19 protein-coding genes are annotated in these 18,263 nt (G+C 56.9%); 11 read left to right on the top strand and 8 right to left on the bottom strand.

Annotated features, from left to right (window positions below; translation table 11 throughout):
- Nucleotides 1-110: 110 nt before the first annotated feature.
- Nucleotides 111-968, top strand: a complete 858-nt coding sequence (locus tag K5K95_RS29505; RefSeq protein WP_261398100.1) for an alpha/beta fold hydrolase — start codon at nt 111-113, stop codon at nt 966-968.
- Here K5K95_RS29505 and K5K95_RS29500 read toward each other — a convergent pair.
- Entirely contained in the window at nt 965-1,729 is a 765-nt protein-coding gene (locus tag K5K95_RS29500) for an SDR family oxidoreductase (RefSeq protein ID WP_222587352.1), read from the bottom strand. The genes K5K95_RS29505 and K5K95_RS29500 overlap by 4 nt on opposite strands.
- A gap of 97 nt (nt 1,730-1,826) precedes the next feature.
- Between K5K95_RS29500 and K5K95_RS29495 the strand changes: the two genes are divergently transcribed.
- The 3 genes from K5K95_RS29495 to K5K95_RS29485 all read left to right on the top strand — a co-directional run bounded on the left by K5K95_RS29495 (nt 1,827) and on the right by K5K95_RS29485 (nt 4,450).
- Nucleotides 1,827-2,768 carry a LysR family transcriptional regulator gene (locus K5K95_RS29495; RefSeq protein ID WP_222587351.1) on the top strand — a complete coding sequence of 314 codons (942 nt, stop codon included), beginning with the start codon at nt 1,827-1,829 and terminating at the stop codon, nt 2,766-2,768.
- 260 nt (nt 2,769-3,028) lie between these two features.
- Nucleotides 3,029-3,865 carry an AraC family transcriptional regulator gene (locus K5K95_RS29490; RefSeq protein WP_222587350.1) on the top strand — a complete coding sequence of 279 codons (837 nt, stop codon included), beginning with the start codon at nt 3,029-3,031 and terminating at the stop codon, nt 3,863-3,865.
- 99 nt (nt 3,866-3,964) lie between these two features.
- Complete coding sequence (locus tag K5K95_RS29485) at nt 3,965-4,450, top strand: helix-turn-helix domain-containing protein (RefSeq protein ID WP_222587349.1); 486 nt, start codon at nt 3,965-3,967, stop codon at nt 4,448-4,450.
- A 22-nt stretch (nt 4,451-4,472) separates the two neighbouring features.
- On the opposite strand, the gene K5K95_RS29480 is transcribed toward K5K95_RS29485, so the two are convergent.
- Nucleotides 4,473-4,847: a winged helix-turn-helix transcriptional regulator gene (locus tag K5K95_RS29480; RefSeq protein WP_222587348.1), complete on the bottom strand. Its 375-nt coding sequence runs from the start codon at nt 4,845-4,847 to the stop codon at nt 4,473-4,475.
- Nucleotides 4,848-4,960: 113 nt separating this feature from the next.
- On the opposite strand from K5K95_RS29480, the gene K5K95_RS29475 reads away from it, so the two are divergent.
- The 4 genes from K5K95_RS29475 to K5K95_RS29460 all read left to right on the top strand — a co-directional run bounded on the left by K5K95_RS29475 (nt 4,961) and on the right by K5K95_RS29460 (nt 7,362).
- Nucleotides 4,961-5,695, top strand: a complete 735-nt coding sequence (locus K5K95_RS29475) for an SDR family NAD(P)-dependent oxidoreductase (protein WP_222587347.1) — start codon at nt 4,961-4,963, stop codon at nt 5,693-5,695.
- Between the two features lie 59 nt (nt 5,696-5,754).
- The gene (locus K5K95_RS29470; protein WP_222587346.1) at nt 5,755-6,354 is read left to right on the top strand and encodes an NADPH-dependent F420 reductase; all 600 of its coding nucleotides are present in this window, start codon (nt 5,755-5,757) and stop codon (nt 6,352-6,354) included.
- Nucleotides 6,355-6,466: 112 nt separating this feature from the next.
- On the top strand, nt 6,467-6,892 hold the full coding sequence (locus tag K5K95_RS29465) for an ester cyclase (RefSeq protein WP_222587345.1): 426 nt from the start codon (nt 6,467-6,469) through the stop codon (nt 6,890-6,892).
- A 20-nt stretch (nt 6,893-6,912) separates the two neighbouring features.
- Nucleotides 6,913-7,362, top strand: a complete 450-nt coding sequence (locus K5K95_RS29460; RefSeq protein WP_222587344.1) for a nuclear transport factor 2 family protein — start codon at nt 6,913-6,915, stop codon at nt 7,360-7,362.
- Between the two features lie 35 nt (nt 7,363-7,397).
- Here the strand turns inward: K5K95_RS29460 and K5K95_RS29455 are convergent, their stop codons facing one another.
- The 4 genes from K5K95_RS29455 to K5K95_RS29440 form a co-directional block, all read right to left on the bottom strand.
- Nucleotides 7,398-8,552: an epoxide hydrolase family protein gene (locus K5K95_RS29455; RefSeq protein ID WP_222587343.1), complete on the bottom strand. Its 1,155-nt coding sequence runs from the start codon at nt 8,550-8,552 to the stop codon at nt 7,398-7,400.
- 65 nt (nt 8,553-8,617) lie between these two features.
- Complete coding sequence (locus K5K95_RS29450) at nt 8,618-9,559, bottom strand: AraC family transcriptional regulator (RefSeq protein WP_222587342.1); 942 nt, start codon at nt 9,557-9,559, stop codon at nt 8,618-8,620.
- 24 nt (nt 9,560-9,583) lie between these two features.
- Entirely contained in the window at nt 9,584-10,417 is an 834-nt protein-coding gene (locus tag K5K95_RS29445; protein WP_222587341.1) for an oxidoreductase, read from the bottom strand.
- A 141-nt stretch (nt 10,418-10,558) separates the two neighbouring features.
- Nucleotides 10,559-13,759, bottom strand: a complete 3,201-nt coding sequence (locus K5K95_RS29440) for a glycogen debranching N-terminal domain-containing protein (RefSeq protein WP_222587340.1) — start codon at nt 13,757-13,759, stop codon at nt 10,559-10,561.
- 273 nt (nt 13,760-14,032) lie between these two features.
- Here K5K95_RS29440 and K5K95_RS29435 point away from each other — a divergent pair, with 273 nt between their 5' ends.
- A complete protein-coding gene (locus K5K95_RS29435; protein ID WP_222587339.1) occupies nt 14,033-14,611 on the top strand; it encodes a DUF4337 domain-containing protein in 579 nt (192 codons plus the stop codon).
- 23 nt (nt 14,612-14,634) lie between these two features.
- On the opposite strand, the gene K5K95_RS29430 is transcribed toward K5K95_RS29435, so the two are convergent.
- A complete protein-coding gene (locus tag K5K95_RS29430; protein ID WP_261398098.1) occupies nt 14,635-15,531 on the bottom strand; it encodes a LysR family transcriptional regulator in 897 nt (298 codons plus the stop codon).
- Between the two features lie 101 nt (nt 15,532-15,632).
- On the opposite strand from K5K95_RS29430, the gene K5K95_RS29425 reads away from it, so the two are divergent.
- A complete protein-coding gene (locus tag K5K95_RS29425; protein ID WP_222590465.1) occupies nt 15,633-16,295 on the top strand; it encodes an NADPH-dependent F420 reductase in 663 nt (220 codons plus the stop codon).
- A 61-nt stretch (nt 16,296-16,356) separates the two neighbouring features.
- Here the strand turns inward: K5K95_RS29425 and K5K95_RS29420 are convergent, their stop codons facing one another.
- Nucleotides 16,357-16,761 (bottom strand): hypothetical protein, encoded by a 405-nt coding sequence (locus tag K5K95_RS29420; protein ID WP_222587338.1) that lies wholly within the window; start codon nt 16,759-16,761, stop codon nt 16,357-16,359.
- A gap of 748 nt (nt 16,762-17,509) precedes the next feature.
- Between K5K95_RS29420 and K5K95_RS29415 the strand changes: the two genes are divergently transcribed.
- Nucleotides 17,510-18,232 (top strand): cytochrome b, encoded by a 723-nt coding sequence (locus K5K95_RS29415; RefSeq protein WP_261398097.1) that lies wholly within the window; start codon nt 17,510-17,512, stop codon nt 18,230-18,232.
- The last annotated feature ends 31 nt before the right edge of the window (nt 18,233-18,263 follow it).

Raw genomic sequence — 18,263 nt, 5'->3', positions numbered from 1 at the left:
AGCGGCAGCTATCTACTAGCCAGGAAAGTGCCGGCGCAGCTGCAGGGCAACGACGTAAACGCCAGACGCCAGACGCTGTCTTAACAGCGGGTAGGCCAAAGGGGGAAATCATGACAACGCACAAATTAGTCATTAAAGACTTGCAGTTGAACGTTTCAATCCGTGGCCAAGGCTCACCGCTGCTCTTGCTCAACGGCCTGGGTGGTTTGATTCGTACCTTCGATCCCCTGCGCGATGAACTGGTGGACTACAGGACAATTACGTTGGACGTGCCCGGGGTCGGCAAATCGCAAATGCCCCGCTGGCCGATGCGTCTGCCGCGCCATGCCGACCTGATAGCCGAGCTGCTCAAGCAATTGGGAATCGACCAGGTCGATGTGTTCGGCGTGAGTTGGGGCGGAGCGTTGGCGCAAGAATTCGCCCTGCGTCACCCGAGCATGGTGCGTCGGCTGATCCTCGCAGCGACGTCGGCCGGCCCGGCGATGCTGGTGAAGCCCGCCGACATCCTGGATTTTTTTGGCAGGCGCAAAGGCGCCAAACTGCGCAGGCAAGAAGGCTCGCGCAATTCGATACAGACGCTGCTGCGCTTTGGTGTGGTGAACGGCATGCTCACGGTCAACCCGCGAGCCTATTACCACCAGCTCACCGCCTTGGTCGGCTGGACCAGCCTGCTGCGGCTGTTCCGTCTGCGCCAGCGCACGCTGATCCTCACTGGCGAACGCGACACCCTGGTGCGGCTGTACAACGCGCACATCCTGTGCCGAACCATTCGCCGTGCCGAACTGCACGTCCTGCAAGGCGAGGGGCATTTTTTCGTGGTGACCAGCGCCAGGCGAACCGCCGTAGCGATACGCGAATTCCTCTGCCAGCAGCACGGCGATGAAGAGCTTGCATCGATAAGTGAAAAGGGAACACCCATTAGCCAGTCTCAGATGACTGTTTTTGGCCGATTTTTGCCATTCACTTAGACCAGCCGAGCGCCGCCGTCGATGTTCAGCGTGGCGCCGTTCATAAACGTGTTGGTCATCAGGAAAACGGTAGCGGCGCCTGCTTCGGTGGCGGTGCCCAGGCGATGCAGCGGCAGCGACTGCTCCCATGCGCTGACGTACGCATCGCGACCCTCGCCCAAGGCTTTGCTAAAAATGGGGGTGTTGATCGGGCCAGGGGACAGCGTGTTGACACGAATGGGCGCCAGCTCCAGGGCGAGGCCACGTGCCAACGCTTCCATTGCTGCCGAAGCGGCAGCGAGCACGGCAGTGCCATGAGCATTGGGCCGGTCGGCCAAACAGCCAGAGATAAAGGTGATGGAGCCGTCCTTGGACAACCGATCACCAAGAGCGCGAATGGCGTGCACAGAAGCCCACATCCGCTCTTCAAACGCCCGTCGCAGGTAATCGACTTCAGCGTCCAGAATCTTGCCCGCCACAAATGTGCCGGCGAGTAGAACCAGATGATCCACGTGCGGGATGTCCGCCAAAGCGGTGTAGATGGCTTCGCTATCGGTGACATCAGCGGCACGCCAGCCGGCGAGTCCATATTCCAGAGCCGCTTGCTCGGCACGCTCGGCATTGGAACCGATCACAGTCACGGATGCCCCGGCGGCTTTGGCTTGAATCGCGGCCGCTAAACCGATGCCGGACGTGCCACCGAAAATCACCACGGTGCGGCCTTCCAGTTGGGCGGGAAGCGGTTGGGTAAATGCGCTTTGGGTAACAGTGGAATGGCTCATGGTCTATCTCCTTGAGCGCCTTGATGGCGCCGACGGGTAAACACTAAAGGCTCGAGCCAATATTGATAATTAGGGCATATGTCGCTTTACTAGTGCCATGAAGGAACAAATAGGGTTGGACCGCCTTACTGGTCTTATTGCCTTTGCCCGCGCTGCCTCTTTGGGCAGCTATACCGCTGCAGCGCGCGATTTATCAGTATCGCCGTCCGCCGTCAGCAAGAGCGTGCAACGCCTGGAGCAGCATTTCGGGCTGAGTTTATTCAGCCGCACCACCCGTTCGCTAACCCTGACAGTTGAAGGGCGGGATCTATACGAACGGGCACTACGGATTCTGCGCGAAGTGGAGGACATCGAGCAGGCCGCAACAGCCTCGCGCGCTGAGCCCTCCGGCACCTTGAAAGTCACAGCGCCACCGCCAATCGGGCTGAACATATTGGCGCCGGCGATTCCCAGGTTTCGCGAGCGCTACCCCAAGCTCGCCATCGACCTGCGCTTGGGCGATCAGTTTGCGGACATCGTTGAGCAAGGCATCGATGTGGCCGTACGCGTGGGCAACCTGGCCGACTCGCGGCTTATCTCTCGTACGCTGGGACCGCATCGACTGTGCGCTTTTGCCTCGCCAGCCTATTTGGCCAAACGCGGCACGCCGCTGGAACTCAGCGACCTGGCCGACCATGACTGCGTGAATTTTCGCTACCAGAGTTCGGGCCAAGCGCTGCGCTGGCCATTCAGCGTGGGGGGCCGAATGGTGGAGATAGCCCCCGACGCATCCATCGTCATCGACGCCAGCGATGCGGTGGCTGCGGTACTTGCCGCCGGCGGTGGCATTGGCATTTCACCCACCTATGTGGCAGCGCCCTATGTCGCTCGGGGAGAGCTGAAGCCGCTCTTTCCGCAGTTCGCGGCCGACCGTTCCTCCATCACGGCCTTGTGGCCAGAAAGCCGTCGGGGAAGCCCGAACGTCAAGGCGTTTGTGGGGTTTCTCAACGAGCTATTTCCCACACCTACAGCGTGGGACGAGATTGTCGCGAAAGGGTAGGAGTCGGTTGAATCCACAGCCACAAACCGTCATCAATATGCTCATCCATTGACCGCACTGGTAACGCCAACGAAGCAGTAATTGGACATGGGCAGAAGGCACTGAAAATTAAGGGGAACGCTCTAGCTCGGTCGTGCCACGCTGGGCAGGTATGTATGATAACGATGCAAGTTTATTTTTACCGACAGTCCATACTCGCAGTCTAGACCCGTCCCGATGAGGCTATTGCATCTGGGCATTTGTATTAAGGCGCCCACTTAATGGCCTATATGTCTCCCAAGCTCAATAGTAAGTCGCCTGAAGTGTTTCACTTGGAGACTAGCGATACCAGTGGCTACGCCGTGGATTGGCACGCCCACGACTGTCATATGCTGCTGTTACCACGCCAGGGTGGGCTATTTCTAACGACCGAAGGTAGCCAGACCTCTCACGTTTCGCGCCAGTCGTTTTCCTTTGTGCCAGCCGACTTTGCACATGCAACCCAAGCGGCTCCGGGGCGGGAGAAACATATGACCTTGTATGTCGACCCCTCATACGTCAAACACCAAGGACAGAAGTCCGGTTACCGCGGTTTCGCCAAACAGGTAAATCGATCGGGGATCTGGCAAGGAACCGAAGCGCTGGAAAGTATCTTGCGCTTGCATGACCAACTTCAGGGCTGTGTATCTACGGAGGCCTTTCAGCGCCAATTACCCCATCTCAATCATCTGCTCTTCGAGGAGTGCACGCGGGTTATCGCTTGTCAGCAGGCACAACCGCAGCCGAGTGAACATCTGCAGCAGGCCACTCTGGTGCGCGAAATACAGCGATACATTCGGGAGAATCTGGAAACAGAGTTGGATATTGAGTCGATTGGGCATGAGTTTCACCTGTCACGGCGTCACCTTACGCGTATTTTCAAAGCGGTTACGGACGAAACCCTGCTGGATTTCACTAACCGCACTCGGGTGGAAACTGCTGCCAGGCTTGTCTCTTGCACCTCACTGTCGATCCTCGAGATCAGTCTGACGGTAGGTCTGGAATCCCCTTCTTACCTTGCCCGATTGTTTAAGCGCTACCTGAGTCTAACTCCGAGCGAGCTGCGCAAAACCCGCTAACGTTCTGGCCCAAACGGGCGCATAGGCGGCCCGATCAAGCGCTTTCGTCAAAGTTATGCCGGCCACAATGGACCTCTTTTTCCATATTTAGAGGTCACGATGAGCGACGTGGACACGGTCGAAGTCTTCAAGCCCAGCCAGGGCGGTGGCTACCCGGCATCTATCGTTATCGATGCTGTTGGATTTAGCGCTGAACAGATTATGACGATCGAAGGCCTCTATCCGCGACTCATAGCGACCAATAACGAGCGAGGCAGACTGAGTTACTGGCAGGAGCGAAAAGCTAAAGAAGTCATGATGGAAAACCTTGATTGCGGCATTCAGATTTCGGCTGTAGCCAACGAGTGTTGCTTGTCACGAAGTCATTTCTCCCGGGCTTTCAAGAATGCTACGGGCCACTCTCCACGTGATTGGTTTCAGCTTGCGAGATTGACCCGAGCCAAAGTACTCCTGGAGCAAACTGATTTTTCTATTTCTCAAGTAGGCCTGGAGTGCGGGTTTGCAGATCAAGCCCATTTCTCCAATATATTTTCCCGCAGATTTGGTATGCCCCCGGGAAAGTGGCGCGCAAAGGAAAAGCCTTAGCCATAGGGGCTGGATTCCTTCTTCAGCATGCGGCTAAGGCCAAAGCGTCGCGTTCGGCGAAGATGCTTGCCATTTCCGCCGCGTTTTCGGTTCCCCAGGTGCACAGGGGGATGATCGCTTCAGCCAGGCTGCGACCGATCGAGGTCAGCGTGTAGTCCACGCGCGGCGGCACTTCTTTGTAGTCGTTCCGCGCCAGCACGCGGTCGGCTTCCAGATCCTTCAATTGCTGGATCAGCACCTTGTCGCTCACGCCCGGGATCAAACGTTTGAGTTCGCCGTAGCGCTTCGGGCCGTCGCGCAGGAAAAACAAGACCAGTGGTTTCCACTTGCCCGAGATGATGCGTAGCGTGGCGTTGAGCCCACAACCGGTGCCGCAGATTTCAGAATTCGTCGTCATTTTTTGATACTTACCAAAAGGTGCATACTTGCCCTTAGGTTATCAGAGCCGCATCCTCGTTCTCAAGCAAGCAATTTCCTGCTTGGGTAAAACTCCAACGAAGGATGCACGACATGACCAGATTGAATGGAAAGACCGCCGTGATCACCGGCGGCGCTACTGGCATCGGCCTCGCCGCAGCAAAGCGCTTCATCGAAGAGGGCGCTTTCGTCTTCATCTTCGGTCGCCGGCAGGAAGCGCTCGACGCTGCCGTAGCCGAACTCGGGCCCAATGCCCGCGCAGTAAAGGGCTCGGTCTCCACTGAGGCCGACCTCGACCGACTCTACGCGGCGGTTAAGGCCGAACGCGGAACCCTCGACATCGTCTTCGCCAATGCCGGGGCGGGAAGCCCGCTTGCGCTCGGCAACATCACCGCCGAACACATTGACGAAACCTTCGACACCAATGTGAAGGGCACGATCTTCACCGTCCAGAAGGCGCTGCCGCTGATGGGCCAGGGCGGCTCGATCATCCTGACCGGTTCGAGCGCCGGCACCACGGGCGCTCCGGCATTCAGCGTCTACAGCGCAAGCAAGGCAGCGGTGCGCAACCTCGCGCGGACCTGGGCGGAGGACCTGAAGGGTACCGGCATCCGGGTGAACGTGCTGTCGCCCGGGCCGACTGCGACCGATCTCGCGAAGGCAGCGCTAGGCGAGGAAGGCATGAAGGTCTTCGCCTCGATGAATCCACTCCAGCGCATGGCCGAGCCGGCGGAAATCGGAGCCGCAGCCGCGTTTCTCGCATCGCAGGACAGCAGCTTCATGACCGCCAGTGAGGTCGCCGTCGACGGCGGCCTGGCGCAAATCTGACTCACCACGCCCGGCCCGCTATTTGGCGCAGCCGGGCGTGGTAAACCTGAGGAGAATATATGAGCTACGCAATTATCGGCTTCGGCAATATCGGCCAGGCCCTGGCCAAGGCGTTTGCCCGCAACGGCATCGAAGTATCCGTTGCAACCACGCGCGACCCGCAAAGCTTTGCCTCCACAGCGGCCGCGATCGGACCCCAGATCATTCCTAAAACACTGGCGGAAGCCGTCAAGGCGGACATCATCTTTTTGGCCGTCCGTTTCGAGTCGCACCCGGATGTCGCAAAGGCGCTGCCGACCTGGAAGGGAAAGACCATCATCGATGTGACCAATGCCTACGGCGTGTCCCCCGATGAACTGGGAGGACAGCCTTCTTCCAGGTTCCTCGCGCAGGCCTTCACTGGCGCAAAATTGGTGAAGGGCTTCAATCATTTGGGCGCTGGCGTCCTTGGTCAAGATCCGGCCGTGAAGGGTGGCCGGCGAGTCGTGTTCCTGGCGAGCGACGATGACGGCGCCGCAGAGGAGGTTGGTGCGCTTGCGGAAAATCTCGGTTTCTCGCCGATCAAACTTGGCGGCCTTTCGGAAGGTGGACTGCTTGTGCAGGCGCGCGGAAATACTTGGGGTCAACTGATCTTCAAGGACTTGGTCAAGTTCGACTGATCGCAAATTTTGATGCGGTGCTGATGTCGGTCAAGCCACCGACATCATTCACCGACAGGTCCAAAACATAGTCGATTTCTTAAGTGCTTAATCATGAAGATAAGGAGTGACCATGCTTAATAATGAAAAAATAATCAGAGAACTCTGCGCCGCCGCAGAAGGGCAAGGAACGGATATCGAGAAGTTTGTCTCCATGTTCTCTGAGGAAGGGTACATGTGGGATATGGCTTCCGGCATGAAGTTTCGCGGGAAGGCCATTGGCGAGTCTATCGCGAGTCTGATAAGCGCGTTCCCCGATGTACACCGTGAGTTGTTTGACATCCACGTCGCGGGAGACGTTGTCGTTGTCGAGCTCGCAATTCGTGGAACGCACAAAGGTGATCTGCCTCTTGCCTCCGGGACTCTGGCTCCCACGGGCAAGACGATAGATGTCCCGTCCTGCGATGTTTTCCGTCTCGAAAATGGAAAGGTTGTCTCTTTCCATTGCTACAACGAGGCATCCGCCATGCAGCAACAACTTGGCCTCGTCCCCGGCTGATTTGCAACGCAGAGGTCTTTATGAGCATTAAAGAAAACATCCAGATTGCGAAGGACTTTTTTGCAGCAATAGGCGGCGGCGATAGGGACGCTCTGCTAGCGCTGGCTGCCGAAGATATCGAGTGGATCATTCCGGGAGAGGGCTGGCCGCTCGCTGGCACGTACCGCGGCCACGCGGGATTGGCGCACTTGCTTCAGAAGGCTTCCACAGAGATGGAGATTTCATCCCCGGAGCCCCCAGAGTTCGTAGCGCAGGGAGACCGGGTTCTGGTCGTCGGCGTCGCTACCGGAAAGGTCAAAGCCACGAACAGGACATTTGAAGACTATTTTGTTTTCGCCATCACTGTTCGCAACGGCAAGCTGACGAACATTCGAGAATATGTCGACACGCAAGCACTGGCGCGGGCCTCAGAGATGGGCTCAAGTCCCAGGCACCAAGCCATCGGGCCCGATACCCCCGGCGCTCGCTAATTGCACGCATAGCACGTCATGGAATTACGATGGATCTAGCCCCTTAAAGGCCTGAAGAATGCCCTGATCTCTTCAGCAAGGATTTCGGGCTGTTCCAGCGCTGCGAAATGACCGCCACGTTGCATAGATTCCCAACGGTGGACGTCAAAAACGCGCTCGACCCAACTGCGCGGTGGCATGGGCAATTCTTTCGGAAATAACGCAACTCCCAACGGAGTCTCCACTCGCTCATTGGCTTCGAAAACGAGCGGATTAAGTCGATTTTCCTTGTATAGCCTCAAGGTTGCTTGAATGCTCCCGCTGAACCAATAAAGCGATATATCGCTGAGGAGAGCGTCAAACGGCACCACTTGTTCAAGATCGTCGGGATGATCTACCCATGAGTGGAATTTTTCGATAATCCACGCAGCAAGGCCCGCTGGCGAGTCCGCAAGTGCAAAAACCAGGGTTTGAGGTTTGGTCCCGTGCAAAGCTGCGTAAGCACCTTCGGTCGCCGCGAACTGGCTGCTTCGATTCAGAAAATCCTGTTCTTCTTCGCTCAAGGCGTCTTGGCCCGTCCCCAGAAATGGCCTGAAACTACCCGGGATGTAATTGAGATGGGCACCTATCAAGTTGGGGCCGTGGTTACGAGCGAGCCACATTGATACACCCGCGCCGATATCGCCTCCCTGAGCGCCAAATCGATCGTAGCCCAGCTCTCCCATCAACGATGCCCATAGTCCTGCGATTTGCTTGGAGCTGATACCCGCTTTGGTCGGAGCAGGGGAGCAACCGTAGCCTGGTAAAGATGGCACGACTACATCAAAGGCATCTGAGGCATGCCCCCCGTATTTTGCAGGATCGGTCAGAAGCGCAAGCAACCGTTCCATCTCCAGGAAAGAGCCCGGCCAGCCGTGGGTAATTATCAGTGGCATGGGCTTTGGCCCAACGCCCCGCTGGTGTAGGAAGTGAATCTTCTCGCCGTCGATTTCCGCCATGAACTGTGGCAACTGGTTTATCCGCTGCTCATGAATGCGCCAATCAAATTGGTTGCTCCAATAATCCAGAAGGCGCGCAAGAAAACTCACCGCAGTACCGTCCTCCCAACTATCGGCTGCCAAGGTGTCCGGTAAGCGTGAAGAGCGCAGGCGTCGGTCAAGGTCGTCTAGTTGCTCAGTGGTAATGGCAAGCGTGAAAGGGCGGATGGACATGACGGTTCTCTATGGGAGGGGAGCGTTCCCGCTCGGTCGCGGGGCAAGGCAGGGCTGATGAAAGTTCAGTGTGATGACACGAAAGGCGAAGCGGTTGTCGGTGCCGGCAACGCATAGGTCCGTTTCATCCTCGCCACCTCCGCCAACGGTGTACGGCCGAAGAAGCGCTTGAAGTCGCGGCTGAATTGCGAAGCACTTTCATAGCCCACCAGAAACGCCGATCTGGCTGCTGTCAGGTCATTGCGCAGCATCAATAAGCGCGCTTGATGCAACCGTGTCGACTTGAGGTACTGCATCGGCGAGGATTCGGTCACCTTGCGAAAGTGCAGATGAAAGTTAGGCACGCTCATCTGTGCTTCCTGGGCCAGGGCTTCGACATCCAGGTGCTCGTGGTAACAGCTGTGGATTTTGTGAATGGCGCGCGTCACCTTGCCGAACTGGCCCTGCTGGGCGATGGCAGCTCGCAGGGTGCCGCCTTGTTCGCCGGTGAGGATGCGGTAGTAGAGTTCACGCAGCATCGCCGGGCCAAGGATTTGCGCGTCGGTGGGATCGCTCATGACCTCCAGAAAACGCAGGGTCGACTGGCCGAGCAGTTCATCCATGGGCGAGGCGTACATGCCCATCGGCTGAGCCGCGCTGACGCCCCATACCTCATCCACCTGCTGAATCAGCTCGCCGACCAGGGTGAAATCCAGACGCAGGTACACCGCCAGCATTGGCTCGGCCTCGCTGGCGTCGGTCTCCATCGTGAAGGGCACCGGCACCGACACCACCAGATAGTGCTGGGCGTCGTAGACGTAAATGTCGTCACCCAGATAACCGCGTTTCTGCCCCTGACAGAGGATGACGATGCCTGGCTCATACAAAACCGGCGTGCGCGTCAGCGGTCGGTTGGAACGCAGAAAACGCACATCATCCAGCGGGCTCAGGTTGTAACCCTCCAGCGGCGCAAGCTGGCCCATCAACTGCACCATACGTGCGGTGCTCGGGTCTTTGGGTTTGGCCATCGACTGCAATTTCTCCATATATGCTCAGCCGTCCGTCGAACGGCTAAGCGTCTCCCATTGCTCAATACTCTCCGCCGTCCGGTGCAGCTTGTCACGCACAAGGGCCAGGGCGTCGCTGCCTAGCAGTAGATGAGTCGGCGGGGCAGGGTTGGCGATAATCGTCAGCATGGCGCGTGCGGCTTTCTGCGGGTCGCCCGGTTGATGCCCGCTTTTTTCCTCGCGGGCTTTGCGTACCGGGTCGAAGCTCGCATCGTAGTCACTGATACTGCGTGGCGTGCGCTGCATCGAACGGCCCGCCCAGTCCGTGCGAAACGACCCCGGCGCCACGGCGGTGACAAAAATGTTGAAGGGTGCAAGCTCCTTGCTCAGCGTGTCAGAAATGCCCTCCAGCGCGAATTTGCTGCCGCAGTAATAGGCAATGCCCGGCATGGTGATATAGCCGCCCATGGAAGTGATATTGAGGATATGCCCCGCCCGCCGCTGGCGAAAATACGGCACAAACGCCTTGGTAACTGCCACCGCGCCAAATACATTCACATCGAACTGGCGGCGCATTTCCTCCAGCGACGACTCCTCGAAAACCCCTTCGTGACCATAACCCGCATTGTTTACCAGCACATCCACCGGGCCGTGCCGTTCCTCAACGTCGGCGACCACTGCGTCGATGGCATCGAAGTGGGTAACGTCCAGCACCACCCCATGAGCCCGTTCAGGCGAGAGTGCCTCGAAGGTTGCCAGAGCGGATTCACTGCGAACGGTGCCGATCACACGATGGCCCTGGGCGAGAGCTTCCGTAGCCAGTGCCTGGCCAAAGCCGCTGCTGACGCCGGTGATGAAGAGCGTTTTTGCTGCACTCATGTGGCGCACTCCTGAAGATACAAGGTGAGGCCATGCTAGGACGAGCAGGGGTGAGGGGCTATGCCGGATTGGATTTTAGTATTGCCTGATTCTATCAGGGTGGTCGGCCCATTACAGAGCCGCACTCATCCCATCGGCGCTCTAACTGGTACTCATAATCCGAACAGGGCCATGACGGTTAAGGACTTCGATCATGACGTTCTTTCCTGAACGTCTCAGCATCACATCAGCCGATTCCGTCCCCACTGTCAGGCGCTGAATGGCGATGGTGTCCAGAAATGCCGGAAGTATGGGCTCGTCAAACATGATGTTGAGTTTGGTCGGGCTGAAGCTAAGCCCCAGGCACGACTGAATCATCGAAAGCGGCGCTGCAGCAGCCCACGCCTGCGGCATGCAGGCGACTGGATAAAACGTCGGTCCTTGGGTGCGCTGCCGGGGGAAGCCGCAAAACAGTTCCGGAAGCCGTCGAAGATCAATGTACGTGGATGCGGCAAAAATCCCTTCGAAAATCCGCGCGGCTTCCTGCCGGAAGCCGTACCGGGCGAACCCGGCCGCGATCAAGGCATTGTCATGGGGCCAGACGGATCCGTTGTGATAGCTCATCGGGTTATAGCGTGGCTGCGAGGAAGCGACGGTTCGCACGCCCCAGCCTGAAAAAGAGGAGCGATCCATCAACGCCGCCACGACCGATGACGCGCGTTTTCGGTACGCGATGCCGGCAAAAAGCGCATGGCCCGCATTGGAGGTGCGCACTCGACAGGGCATTTTTTTGCCGTCCAGCGCCAGGACATACGTGCCCAGTTCCTCGTCGAAAAAGTGAGCATCGAACTGCTGGCGCAAGTGTCGAGCCTTTTCTTTCAAACGTAGAGCATGGGTTGGTTCACCAAGCCGTCGTGCAATTTGGGCGGCACCATTAAAAGCGCCATAGACGTAAGCCTGCACTTCAACGATCGCTATCGGGCCGACGGCCAATCGACCGTCCGCATGGAACACCGAGTCATGACTGTCCTTCCATCCCTGGTTGATTAGACCTTCGGCGGACTGCCGACCATATTCGATAAAACCGTCACCGTCGCGGTCGCCGTATTCATCAATCCAGTTCAGCGCCGCTACAATGTTTGGCCAGAGTCGGCGGAGGGTATCCAGGTCATTGGTCCTTTCCAGATAAGCCGCGGCCAGCATTACAAACAATGGCGTGGAGTCGATGCTCCCGTAGTAACGCCGGAAGGGCACCTCACCCAACTCAGCCATTTCCCCTAGCCTGATCTCATGCAGGATTTTCCCGGGTTCTGCATCGGCGCCAGGGTCGACGGTCAGTGCTTGATTGGCCGCCAGATGTCCCAGTACGCCCCGGGCTATACCAGGGTCGAGCCAGAGCATCTGCCACGCGGTGATCAAAGCATCACGTCCAAAGACTGTACTGAACCAAGGGATACCTGCGTATGGATACAGGCCCTCGGGCGTTTTGGTCATGAGCATGTAAAGGTCGGAAACGCTCCGACTGACCGCTTCGTTGAACACGTCATGGGACGTCACGACCGCGGCCGCGCGCGAAGAAAACGTGCGTGACTGGCGCCGGGCATCGCGCAGTGAAACGAAAAACCCGTGACGCACTGAATAGGGTGGGTTTTGAACGCCGCAATTGATATCCATAAACAATGATTGGATTTGACCGGGCGCCAATTCGATGTCGAACAGTGCCTGATCGCAGGAAAGACTGGCTGGCAACGGGTCAAATCGTAATCGGGTGGTGCGCCGCTTGTGGTCCAGCCCGGTGTAGGAGAGAAGGACTTGCTCACCCGTGATTTCCGCCCGATGACTCTCTCCGCGCTGCGGGCGCCGAGCACCGCGAACCTCGAACAGATCCTTGAAGTCGGCCACGAATTGGATTCTGAGTTGCAGGCGATGTGGGTGTTCGTCGAAATTGCGCAATGTCAGTCGTTCGTAACATGTTCCTTCCCACAAAAAACGTGAGCGGCGCAGGTGGATCAAATCATGGTGCAGGATTTTTTGGCCCTGGGTGTTGAACAGATCTGCGTTGGTAAGATCGCATGTGAGCATCGCGTTATCGTCGCGCAGCGTGGAACTGAGCAACAGTGGTCGCGTCCCGTTAAGCGTCAGATAGAACCCCGACAGATGCCGGGTATCGGTATGGAAAAGCCCCTGGGGGCTTTCTTCTGTAACCAGTACGTCCCCGTTAGGGTCGAATATCGCAAAAGTATCGTTATGTTTAAGAGTGCGTAAGCGCAATTCTTGCAACGACGCCGAGGCAGGAACATCGAAAGGTGTGTTGGGTTGGCCCGTACTGTGGCCCGTCGTCAGATGACGATACAGCTCCAGATAATGGTTAGTCATGCACTCGACCGTGAACCGTCCCTCGAACGCGGCCCGAACGCTGCGACGGTCGAGCTCATCGACTCGCTGGATAGCCGCTACCGCGCCTTCGATGTCATCGACAATGTAACCGGACACTCCGTCATCAATCACTTCCGGGACCGCGCCATGACGAAAGGCCACGACAGGCGTCCCACACGCCATGGCTTCGATCATCGCGATGCCGAAAGGCTCAGGCCAATCGATGGGGAAAATCAGAGCGCGGGCATTGCCAAGAAAATCGGCCTTTTGGTGATCATCGATCTCGCCGATAAATTCGACGTTCGGATGCGTCGCGATCAACGGAGCAATAACGTCGTCCCAGTAAAGCTGATCCGCCTTGTCGACCTTGGCTGCGATCTTCAACGGCAGGCCCGCCCTGGTGGCAATTTCGATGGCGCGGTCCGGACGTTTTTCGGGGGAGATACGGCCCAGGAATGCCAGATAGTCGCCTTTGGGCTCAGGGGTGAATGGGAAAAGATCGGCTGGAATCCCGTGATAAACATTGCCCGTCCAATTGACGTTGCCGATCAACGGCTCGCGTTGGGCTTTTGAAATCGAGACCAGTGGTACCTCGGGGAAATGGCTGTAAAACGATTGGTAGTCTGCGATATCCAGACGTCCGTGAAGCGTGGTTACACTGCGGCCGGCCAAGCGACGAATTAACGGAAAATGATAGATGTCGACATGAAAGTGCATCACATCGAATTGATCCGCCTGTCTGATCACTTGATCCAGCATCAGGATGTGATGAGGAATCGCATCCTTGACGTCCGGGTCCAGCCGCAAGGCTCGCCGCGATCCTGGCTGCAGGTGTGCCGAAGTTTGTGAATCCCCACTGGCAAAGAGCGTTACATCGTGGCCTTGCCGAACCAGTTCTTCAGTCAGGTAAGAAACAATCCGCTCAATGCCGCCGTACAGACGCGGCGGACAGCATTCGGTAAGCGGCGCAATCTGAGCGATTCTCATGGAGATGATCTCCGTTGTTGAGTCGAATGAATAGGCCTCCTGTGCCTGGCTTCTTACGATTTCCTTTGCTCGCTTTATCCACGGTTGATGGTGCTTCCACCGTGACAGTTCAACTCGATATGAAGCCTTCAGTGTTCACTGGTCGAAAACAGCCGATTGCTGCCGTTGACGACAGGCAACATCAGGCAGAAGCCGCCGGTCACCTGTGTCTAAAAAACCAGCCGCCATTCATAATACCGACCCTCTCTATTTACCCATCCAAAGCCGACAGCCATGACTGAAGAGTTCGAAGTCCCCAGCCCTCACGAGCAACATATTGAGCACACCACCCATCATGCCCATGCAAAAGGCGATCGCTTTGCCAGCAGGGTTGCGGTCATGACGGCGATCATGGCAACTGTGGGCGCCATGATGAGCTATCAGGCGGGCTCGACGGAGAGCGAGGCGGCCATGGACAAAAACAACGCAGCCATCCAGAAAACCGAAGCCGCCAACGAATGGAACTACTACCAGGCCAAGTCCAGCCGGCAGAACCTGTCAGAGCTGGCCAGTCATCTGCCGGGGCTGGATTCCGCCCATTATGTTGCCGAGGTGCGGCGCTACGGGGAGCAAAAAGAGGAGGCGCGCAAGAAGGCCGAAGCACTTGAGCAACAGGCGCGAGAGTGGGACGAGAAGTCAGAGCAGGTGCTGCATCAGCATCACCGCTGGGCCCAGGCCATGACCGCGATTCAAATCGCCATTTCACTGGCGGCCATTACCTTGCTGACGCGTAAGGAATGGCTCAAGCGTCTCTCGTTCGGGGCTGCGGGTGTGGGCGTCATGTTGGGTTCGCTTGCCTGGCTGCATATCTGAGCGAACGTCTGCTTGCGAACCACTCAAGCAGCACCAAAGCGAGCGAGCGCAGCATCGATAAAACGTCGGAGTTTGGCGGTTCTCTGACGATTGGCCGTGTAGAGCAAATGCATTTGTCGGCTCGGTGCTTCGTAATCGGCTAACAGTCGAACCAACTCGCCGCTGTGCAACGAAGGCTCAAGAAAGTCTTCGGGTCCAAGGACAATTCCGAACCCGTCCAGCGCGGCCGACAGCAGTGCTTTGCTCTCGTTGACCTGCAATCGACTGGCGACTTGTACCCGTTCAACGACGGAGTCTTTGCAGAATACCCATTTGCGGTCGGCCGGGCGGGACCAATAGGCGTACCCCAGACACTCATGGCTCTGCAGATCATCCGGTATTTGCGGCACTCCGCGCTCGGCCAGATAGCTGGGTGCCGCACAGGCCACCAACCGATAAGGCGCCAACGGTCTGGCGGTCAAACTGGATGAGGTCAGTGGGCCAATTCTGAAGGTCACTTCGTAACTTTCCTCCACCAGGTCGACGAAGCGATCGGTCAAATGCAGATCGATTTCAACTTCCGGGTGTTGACGTAAAAACTCCGTCACAAAGGGCATGAGGCTGTAGGAGCCAAATGTTACGGGAGCACTGATTTTCAGTTTTCCGCGCGGGGTATCGTTCATGATCTGCGCAAGGGAGTCGGCAGCCTGAGCTTCGCTCAAAATGTGTTTGCAGCGTTCGTAGTAGGCGCTGCCCAACTCAGTCAGGCTCTGGCGTCGAGTGGTACGGTTCAGTAGCCGCGCGCCGAGCCGCTGTTCAAGCGCGGCCACATGCTTGGCCACCATCTGCGGCGACAGGCCCAATCGCTCGGCAGCACTGGCGTAGGAGCCGGATTCCGCGGCCATCACAAACGCGCCCATGCTCGTCAGACGGTCCATCATTCAACACTCCTGGTAGCGAGACTAAGTAGCCGATGATTATTTATCTGCCATTGGTTGGCAATCATCATGGTTTCCTCTTACTCAACCAGCGGTGCAAGAACATGCGTATCGGTATTATCGGGGCAGGCTTCATCGGACGGGCAGTGGCGCAATTGGTCATCGCCGCGGGACATGAGGCAATGCTCAGCAATTCACGTGGGCCACAGACCATGAGCAGCGTGCTGAGTGGCATTCCTGGCAGTCAGGTCGGCACTATCGAGGAGGCCGCACAATTTGGCGACGTTGTACTCGTCGCCATTCCTCTTGAGCATTACCGAAGCGTGCCAGCGAAGTGGCTAGAGGGAAAAATCGTGCTGGACGCCAATAATTACTACCCGGAGCGCGACGGACACATCGCCGCTCTCGACCGATTCGAAACCACCACCAGCCGCCTGCTTGCCGAGCATCTGCCTCACTCCCGTGTGGTCAAGGTGTTCAATGCGATCCTCGCGCAGGACCTGGTGCAGGACTCACGTCCGAAAGCAGCGCACGACCGACGCGCACTCCCGATCGCTGCGGATGATCCGGCAGCGAAAGACCTGGTGATCAAGTTGTTGGACGAGATTGGGTTCGACGCGGTAAATGCAGGCGGCCTTGATGAAAGCTGGCGGTTCGAACGGGCTAAACCCGCTTACTGCATACCGCTGGATAAGGAAGGGCTGAAGGTTGCCTTGGCTACGGCCCAGCGGCAGGTCGAGTTGCCCGACGGATCGTGGCGCCGCTGAATAGCCTGAAAGGCGTGTGCGGACGTCCATGTTGTCCGCGGATTGCTCCCGTGGCATCGCACTAGCGACGATAGTAGCGGTGATCGTCCTCGTAGCGGTGCTGCATCGCCCGATCTTCGCGGCGCTCCCATTCACGACGGCGTTCGGCTTCTCGGTAGGCTTGCTCTCTGCGCCACTGATCTCTGCGCCAGTCGTCTCGACGCCAATCGTCTCTACGATCGTGCCAACGGCCGTCACGCCAGTATCCATCGTCGTGGGCCAGCAATGGCCCTGACGGTTTGCCGGCCATGCTGGCCAAGGAAGGCCACGGGTTGCCGGCGGCCTGGGCCTGAGCGGTTGTGAATTCAGTTTTGACTTCTGTTGTGAAAGCAGGGGTTGAGGTCTTCATCGGTGTTGCTGATGCCGAGCCCACTACCGCGAGCGCGAACAGGCCTAAAAGCATCATTCGTGGGTCATGGAATTTCATGAGCGAAGACAACCTCTGATTGACATTGGGACTTATGGCCATCTGGTTGCGGGAAGCCTGCGGATTCGCGCTTAACGAGCAGATGTGCCTATCCACATAGACCGATAAATAAGGAAAAGTTCTAGACGACCGCTGCTTTAAATAGCTGACGGCCTTGGTCTTCAACCCCTTTAAGGTTTGTTCTCTCGATGCCCACTTCTGGCCGATTGCTGTCCGTCATGGGAGGACGGCAGCCGACGGTGGACTCAATCGGTTGCTGCCACAAACTGAACAGGTTGTAAGCAGGGTGATTCTGCTACTGGTTAATATTTACCCCGTTGGCTGCTTTACTGTAAGTCGCAATAATAAATTGTCTCCCGTCCATGAGTCGTGGATTTCAAATTAGCTCATTAGTATTTGTTGGCTCGATATCTTGTTATCAGACAGGTATGTGAACTCGTATCCATTGATCTAGAGAGCCCTTTTATATAATTGGCTGTATAAAAGTATACGTTCGGGGATAAGCACCCAATTACCCCTCGTTTTCGGTGTAAACCTATCCCGATTATGGGTCAGTCCCCAGCAAGGTTTTCGTCCCGAACGAAACGCGATGACGGCTGGAACCCTTGGCTGACAAGACTCTCAGCCATCGAGACTGTTTGATTGAATGTTGGCGTAGTAATTGCTCGATGAGGTTGTCCCGTCCAAAAAAGTTGGGCGGGAATGGCATTTATGTATCGCGCTGGTTTGACATGAATCGTAGGGCGACATGAATAAAAATCTCTCTCAGTTCGAGTTTGAGGAAACCGTCATGAGTCATCATAAATATACATTGGCGCAAGTTGCACTGCATTGGCTGTCTGCGTTTGTAATTCTATGGTCGTTATGCACGGGCTCTTATGTCGCGTTGTTCAATGTGTCACCACACATGAAATCAATAATGACGGCCTTTAATATTTCGATGACAACGTTGTTCATTCCCTTTTTCCTGATGCGGGTGGTTTTGCGTATCAATCATCTACGCCACCACACGGTCGTGTCGGGTGAATTATTGGCCACTTTTGTGCATAACCTGATTTATCTGATAACGGGGATGGTGTTGCTCACGGGTGTGCTGATGATGGATCGATCGATTACGGTATTTGGCGCGCTGAGCATGCCGCCGCTGATCACCAACCCTCAGTTGCTGAGCGACTTCCATGCTGCGCATCAGGACAGTACCGCCATGCTGGGGGGACTGGTGTTGTTGCATCTGCTGGCGGTGGTCAAGCATGAGTTGAGTGGCAACCGGATTTTGAAGCGGATGAGCTTTCAGACATCGGCCTGGGAGTCGCCACTGCATGCTCGCGAGGATATCAGTCGCCAGTCCGCCACCGATCACAATTCAATGTGGACACCACCTGCTGCCGCGCCGTTAACAGGCAATGCGCGACATTCAATGGCCGCGATGGCTGATGATGTTCAAGATCGCCGGCGCATTCGTAGGCACTAGCGGTGGCTGGACTCAAAGAGCAGCAGGGTAG

Source organism: Pseudomonas sp. DR48, assembly GCF_019823085.1.
Taxonomy (GTDB): domain Bacteria; phylum Pseudomonadota; class Gammaproteobacteria; order Pseudomonadales; family Pseudomonadaceae; genus Aquipseudomonas.
Note: the sequence above shows the minus strand (reverse complement) of the source record. Positions and strands in the feature narration are given on the sequence as shown.